Raw genomic sequence first — 22,012 nt, 5'->3', positions numbered from 1 at the left:
CAGGCTGATGCGAAGGCCTCCGGGACGGCGACCCGGGCCACGGTCGCGCACGCCGTGAGGACCAGGACCCGGGTGATCGCGCCCCCGGTCGCCGTCCGGCGGCGGAACCGCGCGGGCAGGACGGTGTCGGCTTCATGTGAGTGGGTCCCTTCAGCCTGTCAGACGCCGAGGTGGAGGAAGGGAGCCCAGGCGAGTGGGCCCAGGTCCGCGCCCGAGGCCGCTTGTGCGGCGCGCAGTTCGAGGACCGCGCGGTGGAGGGCGAGCGCGGGGGAGGCACCGTCGGCGATCTCCGCGTACACGGTCCGGGCGACGGAGTCCGTGGCGTCCCCGTACACCTTCCACAGGGTCCCGATGACGTGCGGGAACCCGGCGAGTTGGAAGGCGGAGGCCATGTTGAGGGCCTCGTCGGCGAACCGGTCCCCGGACAGTGCGGTCTCGCAGGCGGCGAGGAACGCCAGCCGCGCCGCGCCGAGGTCGGTGCGTGCCACGGAGACGAACGGCAGCCAGTCGCCCCCGGCGAGGTGCAACGCGCTCGTCACCGGATTCGAGGCGTCGCTCGTGCCGTGGCAGGCGAAGTGCACCACTGCCCGTCCCGGCAGCGCCGCCAGCACCGCGTCGGCCACGGCCTCCGTCTCGGACAGGCGTAGTGCCTGCGGCCCGTCGAACAGAGGTGCCGGGACGGACACCGGTCCCATCCGGCCTGAACCGCCCGGCGCCACGAGCAGGGCGGGCCCCACCGGTTCGGTGGGCCGGGCCAGGTCCCGGGCCAGCGCGCGCAGGGTCGCCGAGTACGAGGAGACGACCCGGTCCAGGACCGTGTCGGGCGTCGTGCCCGCGCCCGGGGCGGCCCCGTGATGTCCGGCGGCGTGCAGCGGCAGCAGGCACAGCGGCCCGGAGGGCACCCACCGCACACGGTCCGGCCTCAGCGGGGCCAGCCGTTCCAGCACGGGCGCGGCGAGGTCGTCCCACAGCCGGCGGGTGATCTCGTCCAGTACGTCCAGTGACTCCTCGTCGCGGGCAGCGGTCGCCACCTGCAGGCGCGCGGCGTACGTCTCGACGGCCTCGGGTGTCAGCCGGGGCAGGGACAGGGCCTCGACACCCCCCGAGGTGACGATCAGCGCGTCGGCGCGCAGCGCGGTGACGTTGAGGGCGACGACTGCGCTCTCGCCGAGCCGGGACGACAAGGCCTTGACGTCCACGTCCGCGGGTGCGAGCCGGGACCCGTACGCGGCCAGGATCCGGCCCGCCGCCCGCCGGTGCTCCCGGGCGTCCGTGTACGCCCCGCCGGACTCCGTGGCAGCCGGTCCGGTGGGCTGTGCGCGAGATGGTCCGGGGGACGGTGGCGGATCCAGCGGCCGGGGTGCGAGAGTCACCTGCTCGGCCTCGGCCGCCTGATCGGCGCGGAAGGAGGACCACACGGCCTCGCGATACAGCCGCAGGTCCTTCTCGGGAAGCGCCGTCGCGCGTGAGGCGAGACCCCACACCGGGGCGAGCAACAGGCTCCGGCCCCGGTCGAGGACGGCAAGGGCGTCCTCGGGCCGCCCGGCCTGGAGGTACGCGGCACAGGCCTGGCCGGCCAGGCCGCCGAACTGCTCGACGTGGTCGGCCCGGCTGTGCCAGCCGAGCAGCGTCGGCTCGGTCATGGCCTCCAACAGCTCCACCGCCAGGGCGAGCAGGGCGGTGGCCGTCCCACTGCGACCGTGGCGGTGGGCCAGGAGGCCACCCGACTCCGCCGCCGTGCCCCGGATCAGCAGCGAGCCTCCGGCGTGCCGGGCGGCGACGGCATACGCGTCCAGCGCCGTGTCGAGATCGGCCTCGCGCGACGAGCGCCGGAACACCTCTTCGAACAGCTGACCGCAGATCATGTGGACGTTGGCGACGGACGGATGACCGCCGGGCAGCTCGCGCAGGGCGCGGGCCATACTTCCCACGGCGTCGGCGAGCGCGGTCTGCGACGGGCTCACAGCCCTGCTGAACACGTGGAAGGACTGCTGGTAGGCCAGCACGCGGACGACGCACAGATTCAGCAGGGGGACCGCGGCGGCGGCCGTCCCCCCGGACTCGGCCACCGCCTCCACCGCCTCTTCCGCCCAGCGGATCGCCTCGCGCAGGTCCTCCGTGCGCAACAGGTCGTGCTGGTAGCGCAGTTGGAACACACGGGCGAGGTTCCCGAGGTACTGCGGACGGTCGGGGGCGGAAGCGGGCAGCAGCCGTACCGATTCCAGGAGGTCGGCGACGGCCCGGTCGAGGTGCGCTCCCGCCTCCTCCCGCGAGCCCTCGACCTGCCCGTCGACGCTGAGGTGGCGGCGTACGGCCACACTGCCCCGGGCCATCAGGTACACCGGCCGGGCGGTGTTTCCCTCCGGCACCAGGGTCAGGGCACGACCGACCTGCCGTTCTGCCTCGGCCAGGTCCTCGCGGTCCCGGTGGGCGTCGAAGCGCAGGCAGAGCGCATTGCAGAGGTGCAGGTACGGGGCTCCCGGAGCGAGGACGTCAAGGGTGTCGTCGGGGTCGAGCCGCTCCGCGGCCGCCACCGCCCTGCGGGCGTCCTCGACGAGCGCGTCGATGGCGTCCCGCTCACCGGTAGCCGGCCCTCGCAGCTGCGCGGCGACGCTTGCCGCGTTCGCGGCCTGGGCGGCCATCGCCGTGAACTCCGGGGATCCCTCGGGCACCAGGGCCAGGGCCTCGTGCAGCCGCCGTGCGGCGCCGACGGCGAGCGCGGCGTCGTCCGTGCTCCGGGCCAGGGCGGTCTCGGCGACGCCGAGGTGGGACTGGAACATGACGCGGTCGTCATCCGCCCCCTCCGGCAGGGTGTCCAGCGCACGGGTGATCATCGTCCGCATGTCGCGCAGGTACGAGACGTTCCCGGTTGCCTGGTGGCGGGCCAGCAGCACGCCCGCGAGCGCGTCCACCCCGGTCGATCGCAGGGGCGCCGGGGTGGCGGTGCCCTCGACGACCTCGCGGAGCCGCTGCTCGGCCTCGGCCAGGGCGTCCGCGCCCGCGTGGCCGCGTTGGCCGCCGATCATGCAGACGTGCCCGTACAACCACTGGGCCTCGGCGAGCTGTGAGGGGACGCCGCCGAACCGGGTGGCCCCCTCGGCGGTGAAGGCCGCGAGCCGCGCCTGACGGAACGTCCTGGGGTTCCCGTCGCGCACGTACAGCGTGAAGAGCGCCCGGGCACGGTCCAGTAAAGCGTCCACCTGTGACATGAAGGCCCCCGCCGGTGTGTCGCTGGTCGAGCACGCCGGATGTGCGCGCCGGAGCTGCGCGGGGTTGCCCGGACGGTACCCGGGTAGGCATTCCCGCGCCGCGGGGGTGAACGTATCCGTGAACCCCCGCGAACATGCCGAATCTACGTCCAGCACACGCACGTTGGAGGATGAGTGACCATATCCACCGAGCAACGGGACAAGGCCGCACAGCTGTTGGTCACGATCAGGACCAAGTGGAATCTGGACGACGGCGTCCCCGCTCGCCTGCCGGGTGCGCTGCGGGATCTGGAGGACGCCTGGTGGGCCGGGGATGCCGGGGCCTTCGCCAAGGCGCACCGCCGGGCCGCCCTGGCCGAACCGGTCCTCACGAAGGGTGAGATGCCTGCCGAATCGGAATCCGTGGGCAAGGAGGAGGTGCTGATCGTGCTGGCCCGGCTGGAGGAAGCGTTGGCCAGCCCTCCCCCGCCGCCGAACCCGCCCGGTACGCCGTGAGCGGTCCCGGCCCGTTTCCGGTGCCGCGGCGGCCGGCGCTCGTGGCCCGGCTGTTCCTGACCGACGCGGCCTTGGCCGCGGGCACCCCGGCCGGCGTCATGCTGAGGAGGTGGTGGGAGGCGGCCCGGTCGCTGGGGATGGTGGACGCGGTGGGTGCCTGGCCCAACCGGCTTCCCCCACCGGATCGTGGCGGATCCGGCCAGGTGGAGCCACGTCCGCGCGTGTTGGCGGCGGTGCAGCGGTCGGCGGGCGGCGCGTACGAGATGCTCGTGGTGACCGCCGTCCACGACATGGTCGTCGCCTCGGTGCTGCTCGCGCCCAACGACGACCGCCACGACTGGGCGGGGCTCGCGGACCGGTGGTGGGGCGCCGCAGGGCGCCCCGGGCCGGCGTTGCCGGGGCTGTTGGGCAGTGCCGAGCAATTGCTCGCGGAACTGCCGGCCACGATGGCCGCACTCGCCCCGCAGGCACTCGTCGGCCGACTGGCCCCCGCGGTCCCGGGCCCCGGGCCGGAGGGACCGGCCGTCGCCGTGGGCGGCGTCAGGGTGTGGGAGCTGCCGGTCCCCTCCGGCTGGAGTCCCGGACACCGCCGGCTGCTGACGGTGTCCGCCGAGGAGGACGCGGACGAACTGAGCAGGTGGTCCTGGCAGGGCACCCAGGCCGGCGCGCCCCCGGCGACCGTTCACCTGCTGGTGGCGGCCCGGATCCGACACCAGTGCGCGGAACTGCGGGCCGAGGGACCCGCGTCGTGGGAACTCGCGGAGCGGGTGGGCCGGGCGGCCGAGGAGGTGGGGGCGACCGGCACCGTGGCGGCAGGGGGCGCCCCCGGGGCCCGGCTGCTGGACCTGGAGGGCGCACTCGGCGCGCTGGATGCGGTACGCGAGGAGGCGGCGGCCACGACTCGGCGCCTGCGCCGGCGTGAGCTGGACCTCTCAGGGGCCGAGGAGACGCTGCACCTGCTGGGTGAGGAGAACTCCGGGCTCGTGGCACCGGAGCTGAGGCTGGTGCGGTGGGCGCGAGCCCAGATCCGAACGGTCGCCGAGTCGCTGGCGCTGGCCGACCGACGCGCCGAGGACGTGGCACGGCGCGGGTCGGCGGCGGCGGACCGGCTGGTGCGGGCGCGGCGCGACCGGTTGACGCTCAGCCAGACGTCCGTCCTGGGTTCCCTGCTGCTGGCCCTCGCCGCGATCCAGAGCCTGGGCTACAGGGTCCCCGTGCCGAAGCCGGTGCAGCCGGGCCTGATCGCCTTCCTCGCGTCGCTGGCACTGATCCTGCCGTGGCTCGCCCAGCCGCGCCAGGAAGCCCTGCTGCTGCGGTCGTTCGGGCGGGGCTTCGACCTGCTGCTCTTCGCTGTGTCCGGAGCATGCGCGGGCTGGCTGCTGGCGTCGTCGGCGGCCTGGTGGCTCCACCGGCCCCTCCCCACCCATGTGATCGCGGCGGTCCTCGCCGCGATCACGGCGGCCTTCCGCGCGACGGCCTTCCGCGCGACGGCCTTCCGCCGCCGGACCTGACCCGCGTGCCCGTCGGGGCCGGCCGGTCGCACCCCGAGGTCCCTGCGCTCGCCTCGGCGTGGTGGGGCTGTCCTACCGGCCGGCCGGCGGCAGCGCACGGCTCGTCGTCTCCCCGCCTTGATGGTGTGCTTGGCGCCGGATCCTGACCGCCCCCGGCCTTGGCCTCGCTCACGCCGTGGGCCGGGGACCTGCGGCACGGCGGAGTCGGTTGGCGATCGCGCTTCCCAGGCCCTCCTCGGCGGGCAGGGAGGTGATGATGAGGTCGCACCCGTACTGGTCGAGGTCCCGCAGGAAGCCATACAGCCCTTGTGCGTAGGCATGCATCGAACCGGGGAGGGCAATCACCGCGTGCGCCTTCACCCGAGCGGTGGCGAGAGCCGGAGGAAGAAGGACTCCCACCCGGTACCCGGCCCCCTGGGCGAGCTCGGCTTCGGCGACGAGCTTCTCCGGCTCGACGAGGGCGACCCGCGCCCGCGGGGCGTAGTGGGAGGGGTGCTGGCCGGGGACCCTCACGCCGGTTGTCGCAGGGACCTCGACCGGGCATCCCAGCACCGCTTCGAGGTCCTCACGCGTCACCCCGCCGGGCCGCAGGATGGCCGGGTTCTCGCCGGTGACGTCGACGATCGTCGACTCGACGCCGACCTCGCAGGGTCCGCCGTCCAGCACGAAGTCGACGGCGTCACCGAGCTCCGCGCGGACGTGATCCACGGTGGTGGGGCTGACCGCGCCGAAGCGGTTGGCGGACGGAGCCGTGACGCCACCTCCGAAAGCCGACAGCAGCGCGAGGGCGACGGGATGGTCGGGCACGCGTACTGCCACCGTCTCCAGCCCGCCGGTCGCCTCCAGGGGGACCCTCCGGCCGCGCCGCAGGACCAGTGTCAGCGGTCCGGGCCAGAAGCGCCGCGCCAGCAGGCGCGCGGCCGCGGGCACCTCTTCGACCCACTCGTCCAGCTGCTCGGCGGCGGCGATGTGGACGATCAGCGGGTGGGTGGGGGGTCGTCCCTTGGTCTGGAAGATCCGCGCGACGGCTACCGGGTCCTCGGCGTTGGCGCCCAGACCGTAGACGGTCTCGGTCGGCAGGGCCACCAGGCCCCCGGCACGCAGCACGCCGCACGCCTTCTCGATGTCACCGATGTGTGCCATGCCCTTGGTCTTCCTCTCTCCGTTGCGCCCCCGCCCCACATCATGCCGACGCGCAGGACGGCCCCTCTCAGCCCCTGCCGTGCCGCGGACGACCGGCACCCGAAACCGGCAGGGACGCGCCGACGAGGCCGATGCCGCCGTCGCTGAGGATGCGGCCCGGTGCGGGGCGGGGAACGCCATCGCCGACCCACGCACGCCTCATCCGACCAACGCCGGCGGCGCCGCGAGGACACGCCCCGCGTCACACCGCGCCTGGCGCCTGTTGCCTGAGGCCGCCGCAACGTCCGTGGCCACCGAGTGCGGTGCTCTCCGGTGCCGAGGGGGCGCGGTCGCCCCCGCCTACGACGTCACCGCCGCCGGCCGCCCGCCGCCCGCCGCGACCGCATCGTTTCGTCTGCGGACTTCCCCTGGCCTGCCCGTCGTGCCCGCGAGGACGGTCAGCCAGGACGACGACAGCGGCCGGCTGGACGGTCGTTGGTCACCGTCGTCGGCTTCTGCTGTTGACGTGCGGCGTCCCGGAGGGCTCACACGCGCCCGGTGGTCTTCTCGGCGGATGCCGGGCGGGGCTCGCGGGCGAGAGCGCTCGGCCACCAGGCGCGGGGACCGATGTCGATGACCAGGGCCGGGACCAGGAGGGAGCGGACCACGAGGGTGTCGAGGAGTACGCCGAAGGCGACGATGAAGGCGATCTGCACGAGGAAGGCCAGGGGAATGACCATCAGTGCGGCGAAGGTGGCCGCCAGGACCACGCCTGCCGAGGTGATCACGCCGCCGGTGGTGGTCAGCCCGCGAAGGACGCCCTGCCGGGTGCCGTGCAGGAGGGCCTCCTCTCTCACCCGTGACATCAGGAAGATGTTGTAGTCCACCCCGAGGGCGACGAGGAAGACGAACCCGTAGAGGGGGACGGAGGCGTCCGTGCCGCTGAAGCCGAGCAGATGGGTGAAGACCAGTGCCGACACTCCCAGCGTGGCCGCGAAGTTCAGGGCAACGGTCACCACCAGCAGCAGCGGTACCAGCAGGGAGCGCAGCAGCAGCACCAGGATGAACAGAATGATCGCGAGGACGATCGGCACGATGACGGTGCGGTCCCGGACGGCGGTCTGCTGGGTGTCGTATTGCTGGGCGGTGTATCCGCCGACGAGCGCGTCTGCGCCGGCGACAGCGTGTACCTGTTCGCGGAGGCGGGCGACGGTGTCCTTGGCGCCGTCGCTGTCGGCTGCGGCCTTGAGGGTGACGTCGATGCGCACCCGGCCGTCTCTGACCAGGGGTTCGCCTGATCTGGGCCCGCCCGAAGCGGTCACGACGTTCGCGGCGGCGACTCCCCTGGTGGTCTTCGCCGCGGTGGCCACCTCGTCGGCGTGGGAGACGCTGGCGATGATCACGGTGGGGTTTCCGGATCCGCCGGGGAAGTGACGGCCGAGGGTCTGCTGCGCCTGGACCGAGGGCGCGTCGTTGACGAAGATCTCGTCGAGGGGGACGCCGGTGGAGGACAGGGAGGGGGCGAACGCGGCGAGAGCCAGGAGTGCCACGGTGGTTGCGGCCCACACACGCCGTGGGGCTCGGTCGATCAGGGCGGCGACGCGCTTCCACAGGCGGTGGCCCTCGGTGGTGGCGTCGGCCGGTTTGGGGGTGGCCGGCCAGTAGGCCGCGCGGCCCAGCAAGGCGAGGACGGCGGGCAGGAAGGTCAAGGTGACCAGGACGGCGCAGACGATGCCGATCGCCCCGACCGGCCCGAGGGCCCGGTTGTTGGTCAGGTCGCCGGCGAGCAGCGCGAGCAGGCCCAGGGCGACGGTGGCCGCGCTCGCGGTGACGGCTCCCGCCGAGCGGCGCAGGGCGACCAGGGCGGCGGCGGCACGGTCGCCACGGGTGGCGAGTTCTTCACGGAAGCGGGCCGCGAGGAGGAGTGCGTAGTCGGTCGCGGCTCCGATCACCAGGATGGAAAGGATTCCCTGGACCTGGCCGTCGACGCGCACGGTGCCGCGGTCGGCGAGGACGTAGACGATCGCGCAGGCGAGACCGAGGGCGAACACCGCGCCGATGATGATCACGAAGGGCAGCAGGACGCTGCGGTAGACCAGGAGCAGGATCAGCAGCACCGCGGCGAGAGCGACGCCGAGCAGGATCCCGTCGATGCCGGCGAAGGCGTCCGCGAGATCGGCCTGGGTGGCCGCCGGCCCTGCGATCCGAGTGGTGGTGCCGGGCACGCCCTCGGCGCTCTTTGCGATGTCGGCAAGGACCTGGGGGGTCTTGTCTCCCAGGTCGGGGGCGAGCGGCACCACCGCCTGCAGCGCCTGCCCGTCCTGGGAGCGCAGGACGGGCGAGGGGGCGCCCGCGACTCCGGGAAGTCTGCCCAGCCCGGCGACTGCTGTGGTGGCCGCCTCCAGCTGGACCTGCGTCAGCGGGCCGTCGGAGCTGGTCCACACCACGATGGCCGGCACCGTTTCGGACTGCGTGAACGCCCGTTGCTCATCAAGGACGCCGGTGGACTCGGCGCTGCGCGGCAGGAATGCGGCCCGGTCGTTGCTGGAGACCTCGCCCAGCCGCCCGGCGTAGGGGCCGGTGCCCCCGCCGACGGCGAGCCAGGCCAGCACGAGTACGGCCGGGACGAGCCAGCGGGCCCAGCGCGGTGTGTTCCTCATGTCGTTCCTCGGTACCAGACAACTAGGTCAACCATAAAGTATCTCAATCATCGAGAGATCTTATGATGGATCCATGACCCGCCCCGCCGCCTCCTCGCCTTCACTTCCCCCGGACGACCCGATCGGGATGCACTCCTTCGCTCTGCTTCTGCGCCGGATGAACGCCGAGTTCAACCGCATCGCCCAGGAATTCGCCCAGGCTCACGGACTCCACCTGACCGACGTCCAGGCCCTGATCGCCATCCTGGACGCCGAGAACACCCCGCCCGGCCAGAGCGCCGGCCCCATGACCCCCGGCAGGCTGGCACGGCACATGAACCTCACCAGCGGCGCCACCAGCGCGTGCCTGGACCGTCTGGAGGCCGCCGGGCACATCCGGCGGGTGCGGGCCGCCGACGACCGGCGCGTCGTCCACCTTCACTACGCCGAGGCAGGCCGCCGGGTGGCTCGGGAGTACTTCCGCCCGCTGGCCACGGCCACCGACGAGGCGCGCAGCCACTTCACCCCCGAACAGCTGCACACCGTCGTGGACTTCCTCGCCCGGATGAACCGGCAGCTCAAGGACATCCGCAGCTGACGCCGCCGCGGCCCGGCCCGGTCGTTCCGCCTCAGTGCCAAAGGCCCTGCGGCCATCCCTTCCCCGGACCGGGCTGATGCGCCTGAAGCGGGGCGGGCCGCGTCACCCCGCGTCTCCTCCCGTCCGGCACGGGCTGAAGCAGCCGTCCGCAGGGGTGCGCGCCTGGCCGTTTGGCGCGCTGGGGCACTGGGAGCCCGTCGGGCACGATGACTCTCCCCGACGCCGGATGATCCGTCTCGCACCGCTCACATGGGCGGGACGGGACGGTGCCACGAGTGGCCCGGCGCCGACCTCGCCGACCGGCTCGGAGCCACCGGCCGCACCGTGCGCCACGGCATCGACCAGCTGCGCGAACTCGGCTGCCAGGTCGAGTGCACCACCGGCCACGCGGGCGGCTGCCGCCTCGCCTCCGGCGCCCGCCTCCCCACTTCGACGCCGAAGAGGCCACCGCGATCGCGGTCGGAGACCCCTGCGTAACCGACGTCCGGCAGTTTTATACCCAACGTCGCCTCAGTGCCCGTCGCGGACCACCGCCAACCCGCCGACCCGGGTCGTGATGCCCGCCGGCCCGCGTCGGGCCGAAGCGAGCACGCTGGCCGGTCGCCCGAGGGCGTCGCCCTGCTCCACCTCGATCGCGACCGTCTGCGCCCCTGTCGTGTCGAGCAGGTGGGCGGCCAGGCAGCCGGTGCTGTTGGCGTTGGCGACGTCCTCGTCGACACCGATCGCCGGCGCGAACATCCGCGCCGCACCCGGTCGGTCGCCCACCGGCGGTACATACACGAAACAGCCGAGGAGCCCGTACCGCCGGCACGCCGCCGCCAGCCTGCCGAGGTGTGGGCAGACTCGGAGCAGCGCCGACCGGTCGTGGACCGGTACCAGCATGCGTGGTGCGCCGGGCGCGGCGATCCGTGGCGCGTCGGTCGGATGCAGGTCGTCCGCGGTGAGCCCGAGCGCGGCGACGACCGCGGCGCGCTCGTCCGGTGCCGGGTGACGCAGCGCGACGAGGCCCTGGTCGAACCACACCTCGATGCCGGTGGGTCGGCGGATCGCGACGGTGTCGAACGTGCGCCCGCCGGTGTGCTGGCGGTCGTTCAGCTCGTCCAGGGCGGTGCGGGTCAACCGGACGGCCTGCGCGGCAACGGTGCCGTGGCCGCAGCCGGACAGTTCGGCGGTGGCGGTGAAGAACCGGACCGGCCGGCCGCCGTCGGGCGTCCGCTCCGGGCCGAGGAACGCGGCGTGCGAGGTGCCGGCCGCAGCGGCGACCGCACGCCGGTCCGCGCCCGTCGCCGCCGGGTCGTCGTCGGTGACGGCCGTGGGGCTGCCGCCCCGGCCGTCGCGCCGCACGCACGCATCGACCACCGTGACATCCGGCCAGGACATCGGCCCCCCTTTGCCGCTCAACGAACCGACAACCGCGAACGGCGTCCGCCGATAACCGGGCCTGGCCGCAACGGCCAGCTTGTCGTAGGCAGCCAGCCTCTCAGGGTCGGATATTCGGCCGGACATGTCCGGCTTCGAATTGACCTTCAGATTGCTTGATCCCGGCGACGGGGGAACGTGCCGGAGACGGATACGAAGGCCTCCCGGTCGACGGGGTCGGCGATGGCGGGCATTCCAGCCCGTCCACGCAGGAGGAGACACGGCCTCATCCGAACCTCGCCGGGTGTCCGCCAGCCGCCGGCGCCATCGGCGGCGACGACGCGCGCATGGGCGCGGATGCCGTCCGGCACCGCCCAGCGGGTGGTGATGTCGTCCTCGGCTCGGTCTTCGGCCAGGGCGCGGCGCACGGCGTCCGCCATGACGCCGACGGCGACCGCCGTCTGGTGCGCCGGGTGCGGGGCCGGGGCACGGCGTTCGGGGCGAGAGATATATAAAGCATTCATATAAAAACTGTATGCTTCATGCATGAGCCGTCAAGACGCCACTCGTGGCGCATCCACTGCGATCGGGTCGGCCCTCTACGGGCTGGCCACCAGGGCTGTGCGACGCCTTCCGCGCGATATGAGCATCACGTCCGCCGCCACCCTGGCCACCCTGCACAGGACCGGCCCGCGACGCATCACCGATCTGGCCGTGACCGAGGGTGTCACCCAGCCCGCGATGACCGTGCTGGTCCGGGTGATGGAGGAATCCGGACTGGTCGAGCGGCGGGGCGACGCGTCCGACAAGCGGGTCACGCTGGTGTGCCTGACCGAGGCCGGCGCGTCGTACGTTCAGACGCGGCGCCGGGCGGGCGTCGATGCGCTCGCGCGGCTGGTCGACGAACTCGCCGCCGACGAGGTCGAGGCCCTGGTGGCGGCGCTTCCGGCCCTGGCGCACCTGGCAGAGCTCGAAAGCCAGGACCGCGAAGGGCCGAAGCGGTGACGGGACGCACCCCGGAGGGCTCCGAGGCGCGGCTGCTGGGCCCCGCCCTGATGTTCATCGCCCTGGTCGTGGCGGCGGTCGCCAGCCTCGGGACGCCGCTCATCACCAGTGTGGCGACCACGTTCCACGTGTCGCTCGACAGCGCGCAGTGGACGCTGACCGTCGCACTGCTGAGCGGCGCCGTCTCCACGCCCGTCCTCGGCCGGCTCGGAGCCGGCCCGCACCGACGGGCCACGGTCCTCGCCACGCTGGCGATCGTCGTCGTCGGCAGTGCGCTGACCGTGCTGCCGCTGCCGTTCGCGGGGCTGCTCATCGGCAGGGCGGCCCAAGGCGTCGGGCTCGGGCTGACGGCGCTGATGATGGGCGTGGCCCGGGACCATCTTCCCGAGGAGCGCAGCACGGCGACGATCGCCCTGATCTCGGTGGTCTCGATCATCGGCGCCGGCGTCGGCTACCCGCTCACCGCACTGCTCGCCGAGATCGGCGGCGTACGGGCCGCCTACGGATTCGGTCTGCTCGTCACCGCTGTCGCCTTCCTGACCGCGTGGCGCTCCATACCCGCGGCTCCCGAAGGCCGCTCCGCTCACGTGAACGTTCCGGGGGCGCTCGTCCTGGCGGGCGGGCTGTTCCTCGTCCTGTTCCTGGCCGGCCAGCGGAGCCTGTGGAGCCGTCACCTCGCCGTGGCGGTGATCCTCGCCGTCGCCGCCGTGCTCCTGCTGTGCGTCTGGACCGCCTCCGAGCTGCGCAGCGAGGCGCCCCTGGTCGATGTCCGGGCGGTGCGGCACCCGGCGGTCGCCGGCGCGAACATCGCCATGTTCGTCGGCGGGAGCGGCATGTACCTCCTGCTCACGCTCATCACGCGGTACGCCCAGACGCCACACGGCGCCGGCTACGGCTTCGGGCTGACCACCTTCGTCGCCGGGCTGGTCCTCGTCCCGTTCTCGGTGCTGGGGTTCGTCGCCGGCAGACTCACGCCCCGGGTCCGGACGCTGATCGACGCACCCGTACTCCTGGCCGGCAGCGCCGTCATCGTCGGCGGCGGATTCGTCCTCTTCGCCGCGGCCCGGTCGAACCTGGCCGAACTGCTCATCGCGATGGGTGTGCTGGGCTTCGGCGTGGGCGGCTTCTCAGCGGCCATGCCCGGCGTCATCCTGGCCGTCACGCCCAAGAGCGAGACGTCGAGCGCGATGAGCTTCAACTACGTCGTCCGCAGCGTGGGGTACTCCCTGGGCAGCGCGACAGGCGGCCTGGTGCTGGCCACCGGCACCGACACCGACACCGACACCGGTCATCTCTTCCCGAACGACCACGCCTACACCACCGCAGCGCTGATCGGCATCGCCGCGATGGCGGTCACCGCCCTGACCGCCATCGCTCTCGCCCGCCAACGCCCGCCCGAGATCGACGCCGTCGCGGCCACGGCCACGACCAGCGAGCCGGGTCGGGGCCGGCAGGGCCGATGACCGGCTCGGCGGAAGGGCGGCGGCCCCGTCGCCCTGGTCGGCGCCGAGGAGACATATCGACGTTCGCCGGCCGCCAGCGCCAATGGCCTGCTGAGACGAGAGAAACAGTGGACCACGACTCGGTCGGCAGCAGGCGTGGCCTTGCCTCGACCATGCCGGAACGAACCACAGAGGCATGACACTGCGGACCTTCATCGGCGCGATCGACGGATCTGGAGATGAGGGCTTCCGCCTACGTTTCGGACGCGGCTACGCTCGGCGCGATGTCTCCGTAGCCGTGGCTCATCACATGACCGAACGGTTGGAATGTCACTACCTGCGGCAGCGGACCCTCGGCGGCCGGTCGGCTGGGAGGCGCTCTCATGACCGGCCGGGCCCGTCGAGGCGTTCCGTGGGACCGGCGAAGGAGAGGAAGAGGGTCCGCGTGGTGAGCAGCCAGGTGTCGTCCACCTTGCGGAACGTGTCTTCGTAGTGCCCCACCTGCACCGGGGGCCGCGGCGGTACGAGGCCCTCGCTGTAACCGTCGACACGGTACGTGGTGAAGTAGGTGGTGGCGGCGGCGGTGTCCGCAGAGGTCACGGTAACCAGGATGTTGCTGCATATACGGCGTGACAGTCGGTCTGAGGGCCGGTTGCCGAAGTAGATGCGCAGGGCGTCGTGACCCTCAATGCGGCGGTCGCCGGCGGGCCATTCCCAGCTGCCGTCCTGCGTGAAGAGGTCCGCCACCGAGGCTGGGTCCCCGAGGTCGAGCCGGTGGACGAACTCGACGACCAGCCGCTCGCAAGCCCGCTCTGCGAGCAGACGGTGCATCGGGTCAAGGGTTTCAGCATTCATGATCAACTCATATCAGGTCGCTCCTGGCTGAGGCAGCCCCCACCCGAGCCGGGCCCCGGTTCCAGACCCATGTCCTCCTGAGCCGCGCCCGTCCGTGGCCGCCCCCCACTTGCCGATCCGTGGCTCAGTGCCGCCAGTCCACAGAACCTGAGCCCGGACCCGAGAACCGGGATCAGGCACACATTCCGTGAGGGTGATCAGCAGCTCGTGAGTCCGTCAGCAGCTGTTGGCGAACGCTGGTCAGTCAGCCCAGCCCTCGGTGTTCGAGCACGACTCGTAGGAATATCGCGTGTTGCGGTCCCATTCCTCCCCGGTGATGCGCTTGTATGCACGGTCCGGTGAGTAGAGCAGGCTTTCGGCCCAGATGAGCTTCGTGGCGTAAGGCTCGAAGACCGCAGGGTCTTGAAGGACGCTCTCGAAGACGACGCGGCCGGCGGCGACGACGGCAGCCCGGGTGTAGAGGAAGGCGTCATCGGACAGGTTGTATCCGTATTCCTTGCGGTCGAGCCGGTAGAGCGCCCACGCCAGTTGTTCCGCGAAGCCGGTGACCAGCGACAACGGGGACTGGGCAAGACGCTCGGTCAGTGCGGGTGCAAGCAGTTCGGCCTCAGGCTCAGGTTCCGTGGGCCTGCAGTCTTCGATGAGCTGCCAGAAAGCGTCTTCGTTCATACGGGCGAGCGTGACGCAGGGGTCTGACATCCCCGGCTGGCGGGTCACCGGATTGCTGCTGCGGTGAGAAGGACGCGCTTGCGGAGCATGGGGAGCTTGGCCCGTCCGAACATTTGGCGTTTGATCATCTTGATGTGAGCTGTTTGCGGTCTTCGTCCCGCAGCCGGTCGGGGTGACGAATCATCCATCCGGCGATCTGGCGGACGCCCGGTGGTGCCGGGCCGACGACACGGATGCGCTGCCGGCGGCGGGGCCGCAGGTAATCGCTGATCGTCTGGTAGTGGCCTCGGTAGCCGAGTTCCTGGAGTTCAGCGTGCGGGTCGATGGCGTTCGTGCAGCCTTCGAACCAGCGTTTGTCCAGGTGCGCTTTGTAGGGGTCGAGCTGTCTGGGCCGTGGTTGATGTCGTCCGGTCAGCAGCTGTTCGGGGGTTTCGGCGCGGGCGGTCCGGCGGACGGTGTTTCCGCCGATGTGCAGTTCCCGGGCGATCTCGCGAATGCCGTGCCCCTGGGCGAGGAGGGCGTGGACGATGGTGTGACGTTCGCGGATTCGGGCTTCGATCGGTGACATCGCGTTGGCCGTGCTTGCCGGATCGGCAGTGGAGAGACTCGCGGTGCTGGCTGGAGTGGTGGACGGTCTGAGACAAGCGTTGTGCTGGCGGACGCAGGTTTCGACCGCGGTGCCGAGGTTCTGCCAGATGTGAAAGCGGTCTGCGACCTGCACTGCTTGTGGTGCGCCGGTGCGGGCGCCATCGGCGTAGGAGCCGCCTCGGTCACGGCAGATGATCTCCACCCCCGGGTGCTTGCGCAACCAGCTCGCCAGCGACTTCGCATCCCTGCCCTGCAACAGGTCAAGAGGCTGGCCGGTCGCACAGTCGATGATCACGGTGCCGTAATGCCGTCGGCGGCGGGTCGCGAAGTCATCGACGCCCAGCACTCTCGGCTCCGGCCAATGCGGGTCGGGCAGGGCCATCACCAGCCGCAACAGGGTCGTCCGGCTGACCGCGCTGCCCAGCACCACGGCAAATCGGGCACCCGCCCGGCCTGCGAGAGCGACGGCCACCGCTTCCAGAATCCGACGCGACGCCAGTGTCAGTCGGCCATACCGGACGGTCAGCCCCTCGACCTGTTCGACAAACGTGCGCCGCAGGCAGTCAGTGTTCTCGCAATACAGCCGGCGCACGGTCAGCTCCACCAGCACCGCGCTGAAGTGCGGAAACAGCACCGCTATGAGGTCATCACACCGCACCACACGATCCCAGATGACAGGACGTCACCGAGGCAGAACCCCGGTGATCGCCCTCACGGAATGTGTGCCAGACCCGAGAACCGACAGCAGATGTTCACCACTTCGGGTTCTGGCTCAATTTTTGGGGTGCCACCGCACTGAGTGACAGCCGACGAGTAAGAGCTGTCCCGTAACTGATGGTTACGGGCGAAGTGGCCGAGAGCTTTCGAGGGCGAGTTGTGCGCTCAGTCCCTTCACGTGGCGATGTTGCACTCCTCGTAGGGCTCGCTCACCGCACTGTGCGAGAGGACTCGTCGTGGTCGTCCTTCGGTACTCAGTTGCTACCCGCAGTCTCCCCCGGGTGGGGGAGACGGATACGTCCGGCGGGGGACGTGTCGGGGCGGGCAAGGCCGGAGGCTGGATTCCTGCTGGTGGAAGGGGAGTTCGGGTGGAACGCTGGGATCGGGTCGGGCGGAACGCGGCGTATGGGGCGGCTCTGGCGCTGTCGCCGTACTTGCTCATCAAGGTCTCGTGGGTGGTCGGCTCCCTCGTGGGGGTGCTGCCGATCGGCGATGGGTTCGGCTTGGCGGAGTGGGTGGTACTCAACACCGTGACGGTCGGTATGGCGGTGATCGGGATTGCGCTGGCGCTCGCTCTGGTGCGGCCGTGGGGGATGCGGATACCGGGGGCGCTGGTTGCGTTCTGTTCTTGGGTGGGGTCGGGGTTCCTCGTCTCGGTGCTGCCTTTCGGTTTGTTCAGTGCGCTCCTGGGTGTGGGCGGCGACTCGCAGGGCGGCGGTGACGACCCTGCCATGCCGGTCTGGGAGGGCGTACTGGTCGAGTTCAGCTTCGTGGGGATGGGGCTGGGGCTGGTTCTCGCCGTCCCGGCGTATCTGCGGCGCCGCTGGCCGGATGCGTTCATCGGGCGAGTCGGTGACAGTTCGCGTACGGTACCGCCGTGGGCGGCTGTCGTGGGTGCCATAGTCGGTCTGGTCTGGCTCTACTGGGCGGGCGGAGGCACCCTGGGAATCGCCCACCCGACCGAGCGAAGCACCGACGGGTACGTGCTGGCCGCTGGATGGGGATTCTGGGCACTCGCCGGATCCGCCGCCATCTGGATGCTCGCCCGGGCGCGTCCTGCCCGGTTGCCGTGCTGGATCCCACTGACATTCGGGTGGGTCGGATCGGGCTCACTGTTCGCATGGAGCGCCTGGAAGCTGCCCCTCGTGCTGTATGTAGCGGTGGCGGACCCAGCCGATGTCCCGCTGCCGGAGAACCCCACCGTCTCGGTGGTGCTGCATTTCTGCGCTGTGGTGGCAGGCGCGGCAATGATGCGGACACTCGTCCGCACACGCACCCGCGTCGCCGAATCCCATGCCTAGCCCAAGGCTGCCTTTCGGCGCGAGGGCTGAGTGCCTCAGGCGGGCGAAGGCCGCCTCCTGAAGCTCCCAGTCGACGGTGAAATGATCTCGGGGTGGCTGGTGTGATCACGGCGTCGGAGCCGTCCTGGATAGCCCCGTTCAGCGGGTTGAGCCCGCGTCTGTTCGGCCGACTGGTGCCCGTGCTGCGGCGTGGGGGTGCGGATGCGGTCCGCAAGGGCCGGCCGTGGAGCCTTCCGTTGGAGGACCGGGCCCTGCTGGTTACGGCGTACTGGCGCACAAACTTGACGATGCGACAGCTCGCCCCACTGTTCGGGGTGTCCAAGTCGACCGCGGACCGAATCATCGACCACCTCGGGCCGATGCTCGCCCTCCAGCCCCGCAAGCGGTTCGCCAAGGACACCGTACTCATCGTGGACGGCACCCTGGTCCCTACCCGCGACCACACCATCGCCGCGCAGTCGAAGAACTACCGGTACTCCACCAACCACCAGGTCGTCATCGATGCCGACACCCGCCTGGTCGTAGTGGTCGGCCGGCCCTTGCCCGGAAACCGGAACGACTGCAAGGCGTGGGAGGAATCCAGGGCCAAGGCCGCCGCCGGCAAGGCCGTCACGATCGCCGACGGCGGCTATCCCGGCACTGGGCTCGTCATGCCCCACCGCCGGAGCAAAGGCGAAGAACTCCCCGCCTGGAAGCAGGCGCACAACACGTCCCACAAGCAGGTCCGAGCCCGCGTCGAGCATGTTTTTGCCCGCATGAAGACCTGGAAGATCCTCCGTGACTGCCGACTCAAAGGCGACGGCATCCATCACGCCGTGCGCGGCATCGCCCGCCTGTACAACCTCACCCTCGCCGGATAGGCGAGCGGACCTCGCGGCGACCGAACCGGCTCCAGGCCACGCAAAGATCATTAACGGGACAGCTCTTAGGGCGCTGCGAGTCACCGTGTCAGAACGGCGGATCTTCGGTGCGGCTGCCTGTCCCGTAGTTTGCCAACCAGTAGTCAAAATCGGCCAGACGCGCTTGCAATTCACGGGAGGCGATGTCGTTCGCGTTTTCCAGGTCACCGGTGTCGTGACCCCAGGCGTTGAGCGCATTCAGGGCGCAGTCGCGATGGTAGCGGTTGGTGCTGGCGGTCAGCAGGTGACGGGCATGTCCGACCAGCTCGGCCCGGTGTGTAGTGAGCCTGGGGTCCTCTGTGAGGGGGATGGCTGCGACGAGGGCCTCGTCGCGCACTTTCGCATTCTCATGGCCGAGGAACGGCTGAACTGCGGAGTAGATGGCCGGGCGCATGTTCCGAAAGGCGCGCATGTCCGGGCATGCTTCGAGAAAGCCTTCGCCGAAATGGCACTCGCCCATGGCGATGTGCTCATCATCGGCGTCGTAGGCGGTGCCGCCGAGCCGGTTCAGTAGCAACGCGCGGGTGGGATGGTGTGACGGCACGTCAGCGTCGTGGTCGAGGTCGCCCACTTCGGTGGCCGGATGGTTGAGGATGGCTGCGAAGTACAGAGCTACCGGCACGGTGGCTTCGTAGACGGTGTTCTGGTGGTCCACCTCATTGCTCACGTCCTTGACGGCGGCTGTCCTGACGGCCGGGTCGGGGTCGAGCAGACGTGCCAGGGCGGCCGGCAGGGATTCGGCCGTCCCGTAGGGGGTGGCGAGCGATGCCCAGTCTGTACCCTCCAGGAGCTCCTGATAGTGGGGCAGCCCGTCGGGTTGAGGGTACTTTGTCCAGCTCACACGGTTGGTCACAGGCCGAGGCTATAGCGGCGCCACGAGAGCGTCGTGCGTGGTGTCATCTACTGAGCAGGGCGCGCTTCCGTGCCGTTCGGTGAGCATGACGGCGAAGGAGCGGACGTGCCGGGTCAGGGCGTCGAGCTCGGGACAGTGGGCCAGAACGGTCTTGAGCTGGAGCTGCTCGGCCTCCGACAGCCTCGTGGGCCGTCGGCAGGCACGGGAAGGACGGGCCGCCGCCCGCCGCGAACTCGACCGCGTTCGCCCCACCCGGATGAGGAGTCCCGTGCCATACGCCACCGTCACCGACCCTGCCGCCGCCGGGCGCGAGCTGGACGACCTCGCCCCCTCTACGAGGCGTAGGGTTCGTCGGGTTCATCGGGTTCGCGTACGGCCTGCCGCTCCCTTCGGGTACCAGGTGGTGGGAGGGATTCACCGACGGGACCGTCCTGCCTGACGGATTCACCCGCTAAGACGGGCACCGCACCTTCGTCGTGATGGAACTCGCCGTCCTCGCCACCCTGCGCGGCACAGGTGTCGGCCGGACCTGCACGCCGCCCTGCTGCGCGAGGCGAAGGGGGCCGAGCGGGTCGCCCTCGCCGTCCGGCCCGAAGCGCCGGCCGCCGCCTGGTACGAACGCCTTGGCTACCAACTCGTGGGTCTCACCCAGCCCTGGGACGGCGCACCCGTGTACCGGTCCATGACCAAGACGCTGTCGTCCTGATCCGTCCGCAGCCCCCCTTTCCCGGTACACCGTCGCTCGCATCGAACTTCGGGGCATCCAGCCGTCGGTCCGGAGGGACCGGAGAGTGACCCGCGGTGACCCTCATGCTTCTCCGCTAGCCTGGGTGCCGGTTGCCTACTGGGGCTTGAACAACCGGGAAGAGATCATCGTGACAACCGTCCTCATCGCCGGTGGAGCCGGCTACATCGGCAGCACCATCGCGTCGGCCTGCCTAGACGCTGGCATCACGCCCGTGATCCTCGACAACCTCGTCCGGGGCCGCCGCGAGTTCACCGAGGGCCGCACCTTCTATGAGGGCGACATCGCGGACGGTGCACTGATCGACCGGATCTTCTCGGAGCACCCTGACATCTGCGCCGTGGTGCACTGCGCCGCGCTGATCGTCGTACCGGAGTCCGTAGCGGACCCGATCGGCTACTACGAGGCGAACGTCAGCAAGAGCCTCGCCTTCGTCGGCCACCTCCACCGCAACCGGTGCGACCGGATCGTCTTCAGCTCCTCGGCTTCCATCTACCAGGCCGAGGACGGCTCACCGGTCAACGAGGACTCGCCGCTGGCGCCGCAGAGCCCCTACGCACGGACCAAGGCGCACTGCGAAGCCATGTTCGCCGACATCTCCGTGGCCGGGCCGCGGGTGCTGTCGCTGCGATACTTCAACCCGGTCGGGGCCGACCCCCAGCTGCGCACCGGCCTTCAGCTCAGGCGGCCAAGCCACGCACTGGGGGTGCTCATCCAGGCACACCAGGAAGGCCGCCCGTTCCCCATCACGGGAACGAACTACCCGACGCGCGACGGCAGCGGCATCCGGGACTACGTGCACGTCTGGGACCTCGCCGCAGCGCACATCGCAGCGATCCAGCGCTTCGACTCCATCCTCACAGAGTCGAAGCGCTCGATCGCGATCAACCTCGGCACGGGCTCCGGCACCACGGTCCGGGAGCTGTGCGACGCCTTCAACCGCGTTGTCAGCACACCCCTGACCACCATCGACGCCGACCCGCGCCCGGGTGACGTGGCCGGTGGCTACACCAAGAGCGACCGGGCTGCCGAGCTGCTGGGGTGGACGCCGAAGCTGTCCATCGAGGAAGGCATCCGCTCAGCTCTGGACTGGATCCCCGTGCGCGACAAGCTGCTGAAGGACTGACGCGTCTTTCTCGTTCTCACTCCTCCCGGGTGATCCGGTCCGGGGGGAGGTCGGCTTCGAGGGCGGGCAGGTGCCGCATGGCCGGTGCCATCCACGCGGTGTTCCACCGCTGTTTGCAGATCCGCTCGCCTGAGGCTACGAGACGCCACCCCGCCACACGAACCGGCCGACGTGCCCACCGTCCCCTCGCCCTCCGTCCCCGCCGTCCCCTTCGGCGGGTTCGTAGTCGCACCGGGTCACCGGAGCCCCGGGGCCCGTGCTCCGACATCAGCAGCGCACTGTCCACGACCTCTTGCGAGGGCTATCGTGGCCCGTCCGCGGGCCCGGGTCGGGCCCCGGCCGTCGAGGCCGGGGCATGAGGTGGCAAGGGCCCCCGGCACCGGGGTGCGGAGGGGGGCGGGCCTCGCCGTGTTGGCGAGGTTGGGTCAGGTGCGGGCCGGGACGTGCATGCAGCGGGCGCGGTTCGTGCAGTGGATCCCGCCCTCGATGTGTTTCTCAGCAGCCCGGCCGTCGGCTGGGCCGTGGTCGGAGCACCCGGACGCATCAAGAAGATCAAGAGATCAACGGATCAACGCTCATGCACGGAGGCTACGCGGCGAGCGTTCGACTCAGGCAGCCGGGTTTCACGGCGGCCCTCGCAATCGAACGGCACCGTAACCCTCCGCGACGACTCCCCAAGATCTGTGCCAGAACCCGCAACTCGCTGACTAAGTCACCCGCCGCGTCCACGAGACGCACCACCAGTGGGGACGGGGCGTGGGTGTGGTCGGTCGTCTCGGTCACGGGAGTGCCCCTTCGCATGCTGGCCGGTACCCGTACCTCGGCCTGCCGAAAGGCCCCGGGGAGGGGCAATGGCGGGGGCAAGATGGGGATATGGAC

Annotated in this window: 18 protein-coding genes; 9 read left to right on the top strand and 9 right to left on the bottom strand. The window is 71.0% G+C overall.

From position 1 onward, the window contains the following. Positions 1–158 precede the first annotated feature (158 nt). A complete protein-coding gene (locus OG295_RS39105) occupies positions 159–3,200 on the bottom strand; it encodes a CHAT domain-containing protein (RefSeq protein ID WP_371681498.1) in 3,042 nt (1,013 codons plus the stop codon). A 183-nt stretch (positions 3,201–3,383) separates the two neighbouring features. Here OG295_RS39105 and OG295_RS39100 point away from each other — a divergent pair, with 183 nt between their 5' ends. Together OG295_RS39100 and OG295_RS39095 are read left to right on the top strand one after the other, a co-directional pair. Further along, positions 3,384–3,704: a hypothetical protein gene (locus tag OG295_RS39100; RefSeq protein ID WP_331738585.1), complete on the top strand. Its 321-nt coding sequence runs from the start codon at positions 3,384–3,386 to the stop codon at positions 3,702–3,704. Next, positions 3,701–5,215, top strand: coding sequence for a CATRA conflict system CASPASE/TPR repeat-associated protein (locus OG295_RS39095; protein ID WP_371681497.1), 1,515 nt, complete (start codon positions 3,701–3,703; stop codon positions 5,213–5,215). Before OG295_RS39100 ends, OG295_RS39095 begins: the two co-directional genes overlap by 4 nt. A 168-nt stretch (positions 5,216–5,383) precedes the next feature. Here OG295_RS39095 and OG295_RS39090 read toward each other — a convergent pair whose 3' ends face one another. Further along, positions 5,384–6,358, bottom strand: a complete 975-nt coding sequence (locus OG295_RS39090; protein ID WP_331738581.1) for an L-threonylcarbamoyladenylate synthase — start codon at positions 6,356–6,358, stop codon at positions 5,384–5,386. Between the two features lie 524 nt (positions 6,359–6,882). After that, complete coding sequence (locus OG295_RS39085; RefSeq protein WP_331738579.1) at positions 6,883–8,997, bottom strand: MMPL family transporter; 2,115 nt, start codon at positions 8,995–8,997, stop codon at positions 6,883–6,885. A 73-nt stretch (positions 8,998–9,070) separates the two neighbouring features. On the opposite strand from OG295_RS39085, the gene OG295_RS39080 reads away from it, so the two are divergent. Together OG295_RS39080 and OG295_RS39075 are read left to right on the top strand one after the other, a co-directional pair. After that, the gene (locus OG295_RS39080; protein ID WP_331738577.1) at positions 9,071–9,574 is read left to right on the top strand and encodes a MarR family winged helix-turn-helix transcriptional regulator; all 504 of its coding nucleotides are present in this window, start codon (positions 9,071–9,073) and stop codon (positions 9,572–9,574) included. Positions 9,575–9,823: 249 nt separating this feature from the next. Then, on the top strand, positions 9,824–10,051 hold the full coding sequence (locus OG295_RS39075; protein ID WP_371681496.1) for an HTH domain-containing protein: 228 nt from the start codon (positions 9,824–9,826) through the stop codon (positions 10,049–10,051). Between the two features lie 33 nt (positions 10,052–10,084). Here OG295_RS39075 and OG295_RS39070 read toward each other — a convergent pair whose 3' ends face one another. After that, positions 10,085–10,954 carry a PhzF family phenazine biosynthesis isomerase gene (locus OG295_RS39070; RefSeq protein ID WP_331738575.1) on the bottom strand — a complete coding sequence of 290 codons (870 nt, stop codon included), beginning with the start codon at positions 10,952–10,954 and terminating at the stop codon, positions 10,085–10,087. Between the two features lie 146 nt (positions 10,955–11,100). Then, positions 11,101–11,457, bottom strand: a complete 357-nt coding sequence (locus OG295_RS39065) for a hypothetical protein (protein WP_371681495.1) — start codon at positions 11,455–11,457, stop codon at positions 11,101–11,103. Between the two features lie 118 nt (positions 11,458–11,575). Here OG295_RS39065 and OG295_RS39060 point away from each other — a divergent pair, with 118 nt between their 5' ends. Further along, on the top strand, positions 11,576–11,938 hold the full coding sequence (locus tag OG295_RS39060; protein WP_331739017.1) for a MarR family transcriptional regulator: 363 nt from the start codon (positions 11,576–11,578) through the stop codon (positions 11,936–11,938). A gap of 50 nt (positions 11,939–11,988) precedes the next feature. Beyond that, complete coding sequence (locus OG295_RS39055; RefSeq protein ID WP_331739015.1) at positions 11,989–13,401, top strand: MFS transporter; 1,413 nt, start codon at positions 11,989–11,991, stop codon at positions 13,399–13,401. A 360-nt stretch (positions 13,402–13,761) separates the two neighbouring features. On the opposite strand, the gene OG295_RS39050 is transcribed toward OG295_RS39055, so the two are convergent. From OG295_RS39050 to OG295_RS39040, 3 genes are all read right to left on the bottom strand, one after another. Next, a complete protein-coding gene (locus OG295_RS39050; protein ID WP_331738571.1) occupies positions 13,762–14,235 on the bottom strand; it encodes a nuclear transport factor 2 family protein in 474 nt (157 codons plus the stop codon). Positions 14,236–14,475: 240 nt separating this feature from the next. Continuing rightward, positions 14,476–14,904, bottom strand: a complete 429-nt coding sequence (locus OG295_RS39045) for a DUF4240 domain-containing protein (RefSeq protein WP_331738569.1) — start codon at positions 14,902–14,904, stop codon at positions 14,476–14,478. 124 nt (positions 14,905–15,028) lie between these two features. Further along, positions 15,029–16,126 (bottom strand): ISL3 family transposase, encoded by a 1,098-nt coding sequence (locus OG295_RS39040; protein WP_371681494.1) that lies wholly within the window; start codon positions 16,124–16,126, stop codon positions 15,029–15,031. A gap of 451 nt (positions 16,127–16,577) precedes the next feature. Here OG295_RS39040 and OG295_RS39035 point away from each other — a divergent pair, with 451 nt between their 5' ends. Then, entirely contained in the window at positions 16,578–17,510 is a 933-nt protein-coding gene (locus OG295_RS39035) for a hypothetical protein (RefSeq protein ID WP_331738565.1), read from the top strand. Positions 17,511–17,602: 92 nt separating this feature from the next. After that, the gene (locus OG295_RS39030; protein WP_331738563.1) at positions 17,603–18,370 is read left to right on the top strand and encodes a transposase; all 768 of its coding nucleotides are present in this window, start codon (positions 17,603–17,605) and stop codon (positions 18,368–18,370) included. A gap of 88 nt (positions 18,371–18,458) precedes the next feature. Here the strand turns inward: OG295_RS39030 and OG295_RS39025 are convergent, their stop codons facing one another. Further along, positions 18,459–19,262: a hypothetical protein gene (locus OG295_RS39025; protein ID WP_371681493.1), complete on the bottom strand. Its 804-nt coding sequence runs from the start codon at positions 19,260–19,262 to the stop codon at positions 18,459–18,461. An 875-nt stretch (positions 19,263–20,137) separates the two neighbouring features. On the opposite strand from OG295_RS39025, the gene galE reads away from it, so the two are divergent. After that, entirely contained in the window at positions 20,138–21,133 is a 996-nt protein-coding gene (gene galE / locus OG295_RS39020) for a UDP-glucose 4-epimerase GalE (protein ID WP_331738557.1), read from the top strand. Positions 21,134–22,012 lie beyond the last annotated feature (879 nt).

Origin of the sequence: Streptomyces sp. NBC_01276 (assembly GCF_041435355.1) — a bacterium.
Lineage (GTDB): Bacteria > Actinomycetota > Actinomycetes > Streptomycetales > Streptomycetaceae > Streptomyces.
Note: the sequence above shows the minus strand (reverse complement) of the source record. Positions and strands in the feature narration are given on the sequence as shown.

Excerpts from the sequence above, each read along its gene's own strand:
- OG295_RS39050 (WP_331738571.1), bottom strand. The coding sequence starts at position 14,235 with ATGAATGCTGAAACCCTTGACCCGATGCACCGTCTGCTCGCAGAGCGG.
- OG295_RS39080 (WP_331738577.1), top strand. The coding sequence starts at position 9,071 with ATGACCCGCCCCGCCGCCTCCTCGCCTTCACTTCCCCCGGACGACCCG.
- OG295_RS39045 (WP_331738569.1), bottom strand. The coding sequence starts at position 14,904 with ATGAACGAAGACGCTTTCTGGCAGCTCATCGAAGACTGCAGGCCCACG.
- OG295_RS39055 (WP_331739015.1), top strand. The coding sequence starts at position 11,989 with ATGTTCATCGCCCTGGTCGTGGCGGCGGTCGCCAGCCTCGGGACGCCG.
- OG295_RS39090 (WP_331738581.1), bottom strand. The coding sequence starts at position 6,358 with ATGGCACACATCGGTGACATCGAGAAGGCGTGCGGCGTGCTGCGTGCC.
- OG295_RS39075 (WP_371681496.1), top strand. The coding sequence starts at position 9,824 with ATGGGCGGGACGGGACGGTGCCACGAGTGGCCCGGCGCCGACCTCGCC.
- OG295_RS39085 (WP_331738579.1), bottom strand. The coding sequence starts at position 8,997 with ATGAGGAACACACCGCGCTGGGCCCGCTGGCTCGTCCCGGCCGTACTC.
- OG295_RS39060 (WP_331739017.1), top strand. The coding sequence starts at position 11,576 with ATGAGCATCACGTCCGCCGCCACCCTGGCCACCCTGCACAGGACCGGC.
- OG295_RS39065 (WP_371681495.1), bottom strand. The coding sequence starts at position 11,457 with ATGAATGCTTTATATATCTCTCGCCCCGAACGCCGTGCCCCGGCCCCG.
- OG295_RS39070 (WP_331738575.1), bottom strand. The coding sequence starts at position 10,954 with ATGTCCTGGCCGGATGTCACGGTGGTCGATGCGTGCGTGCGGCGCGAC.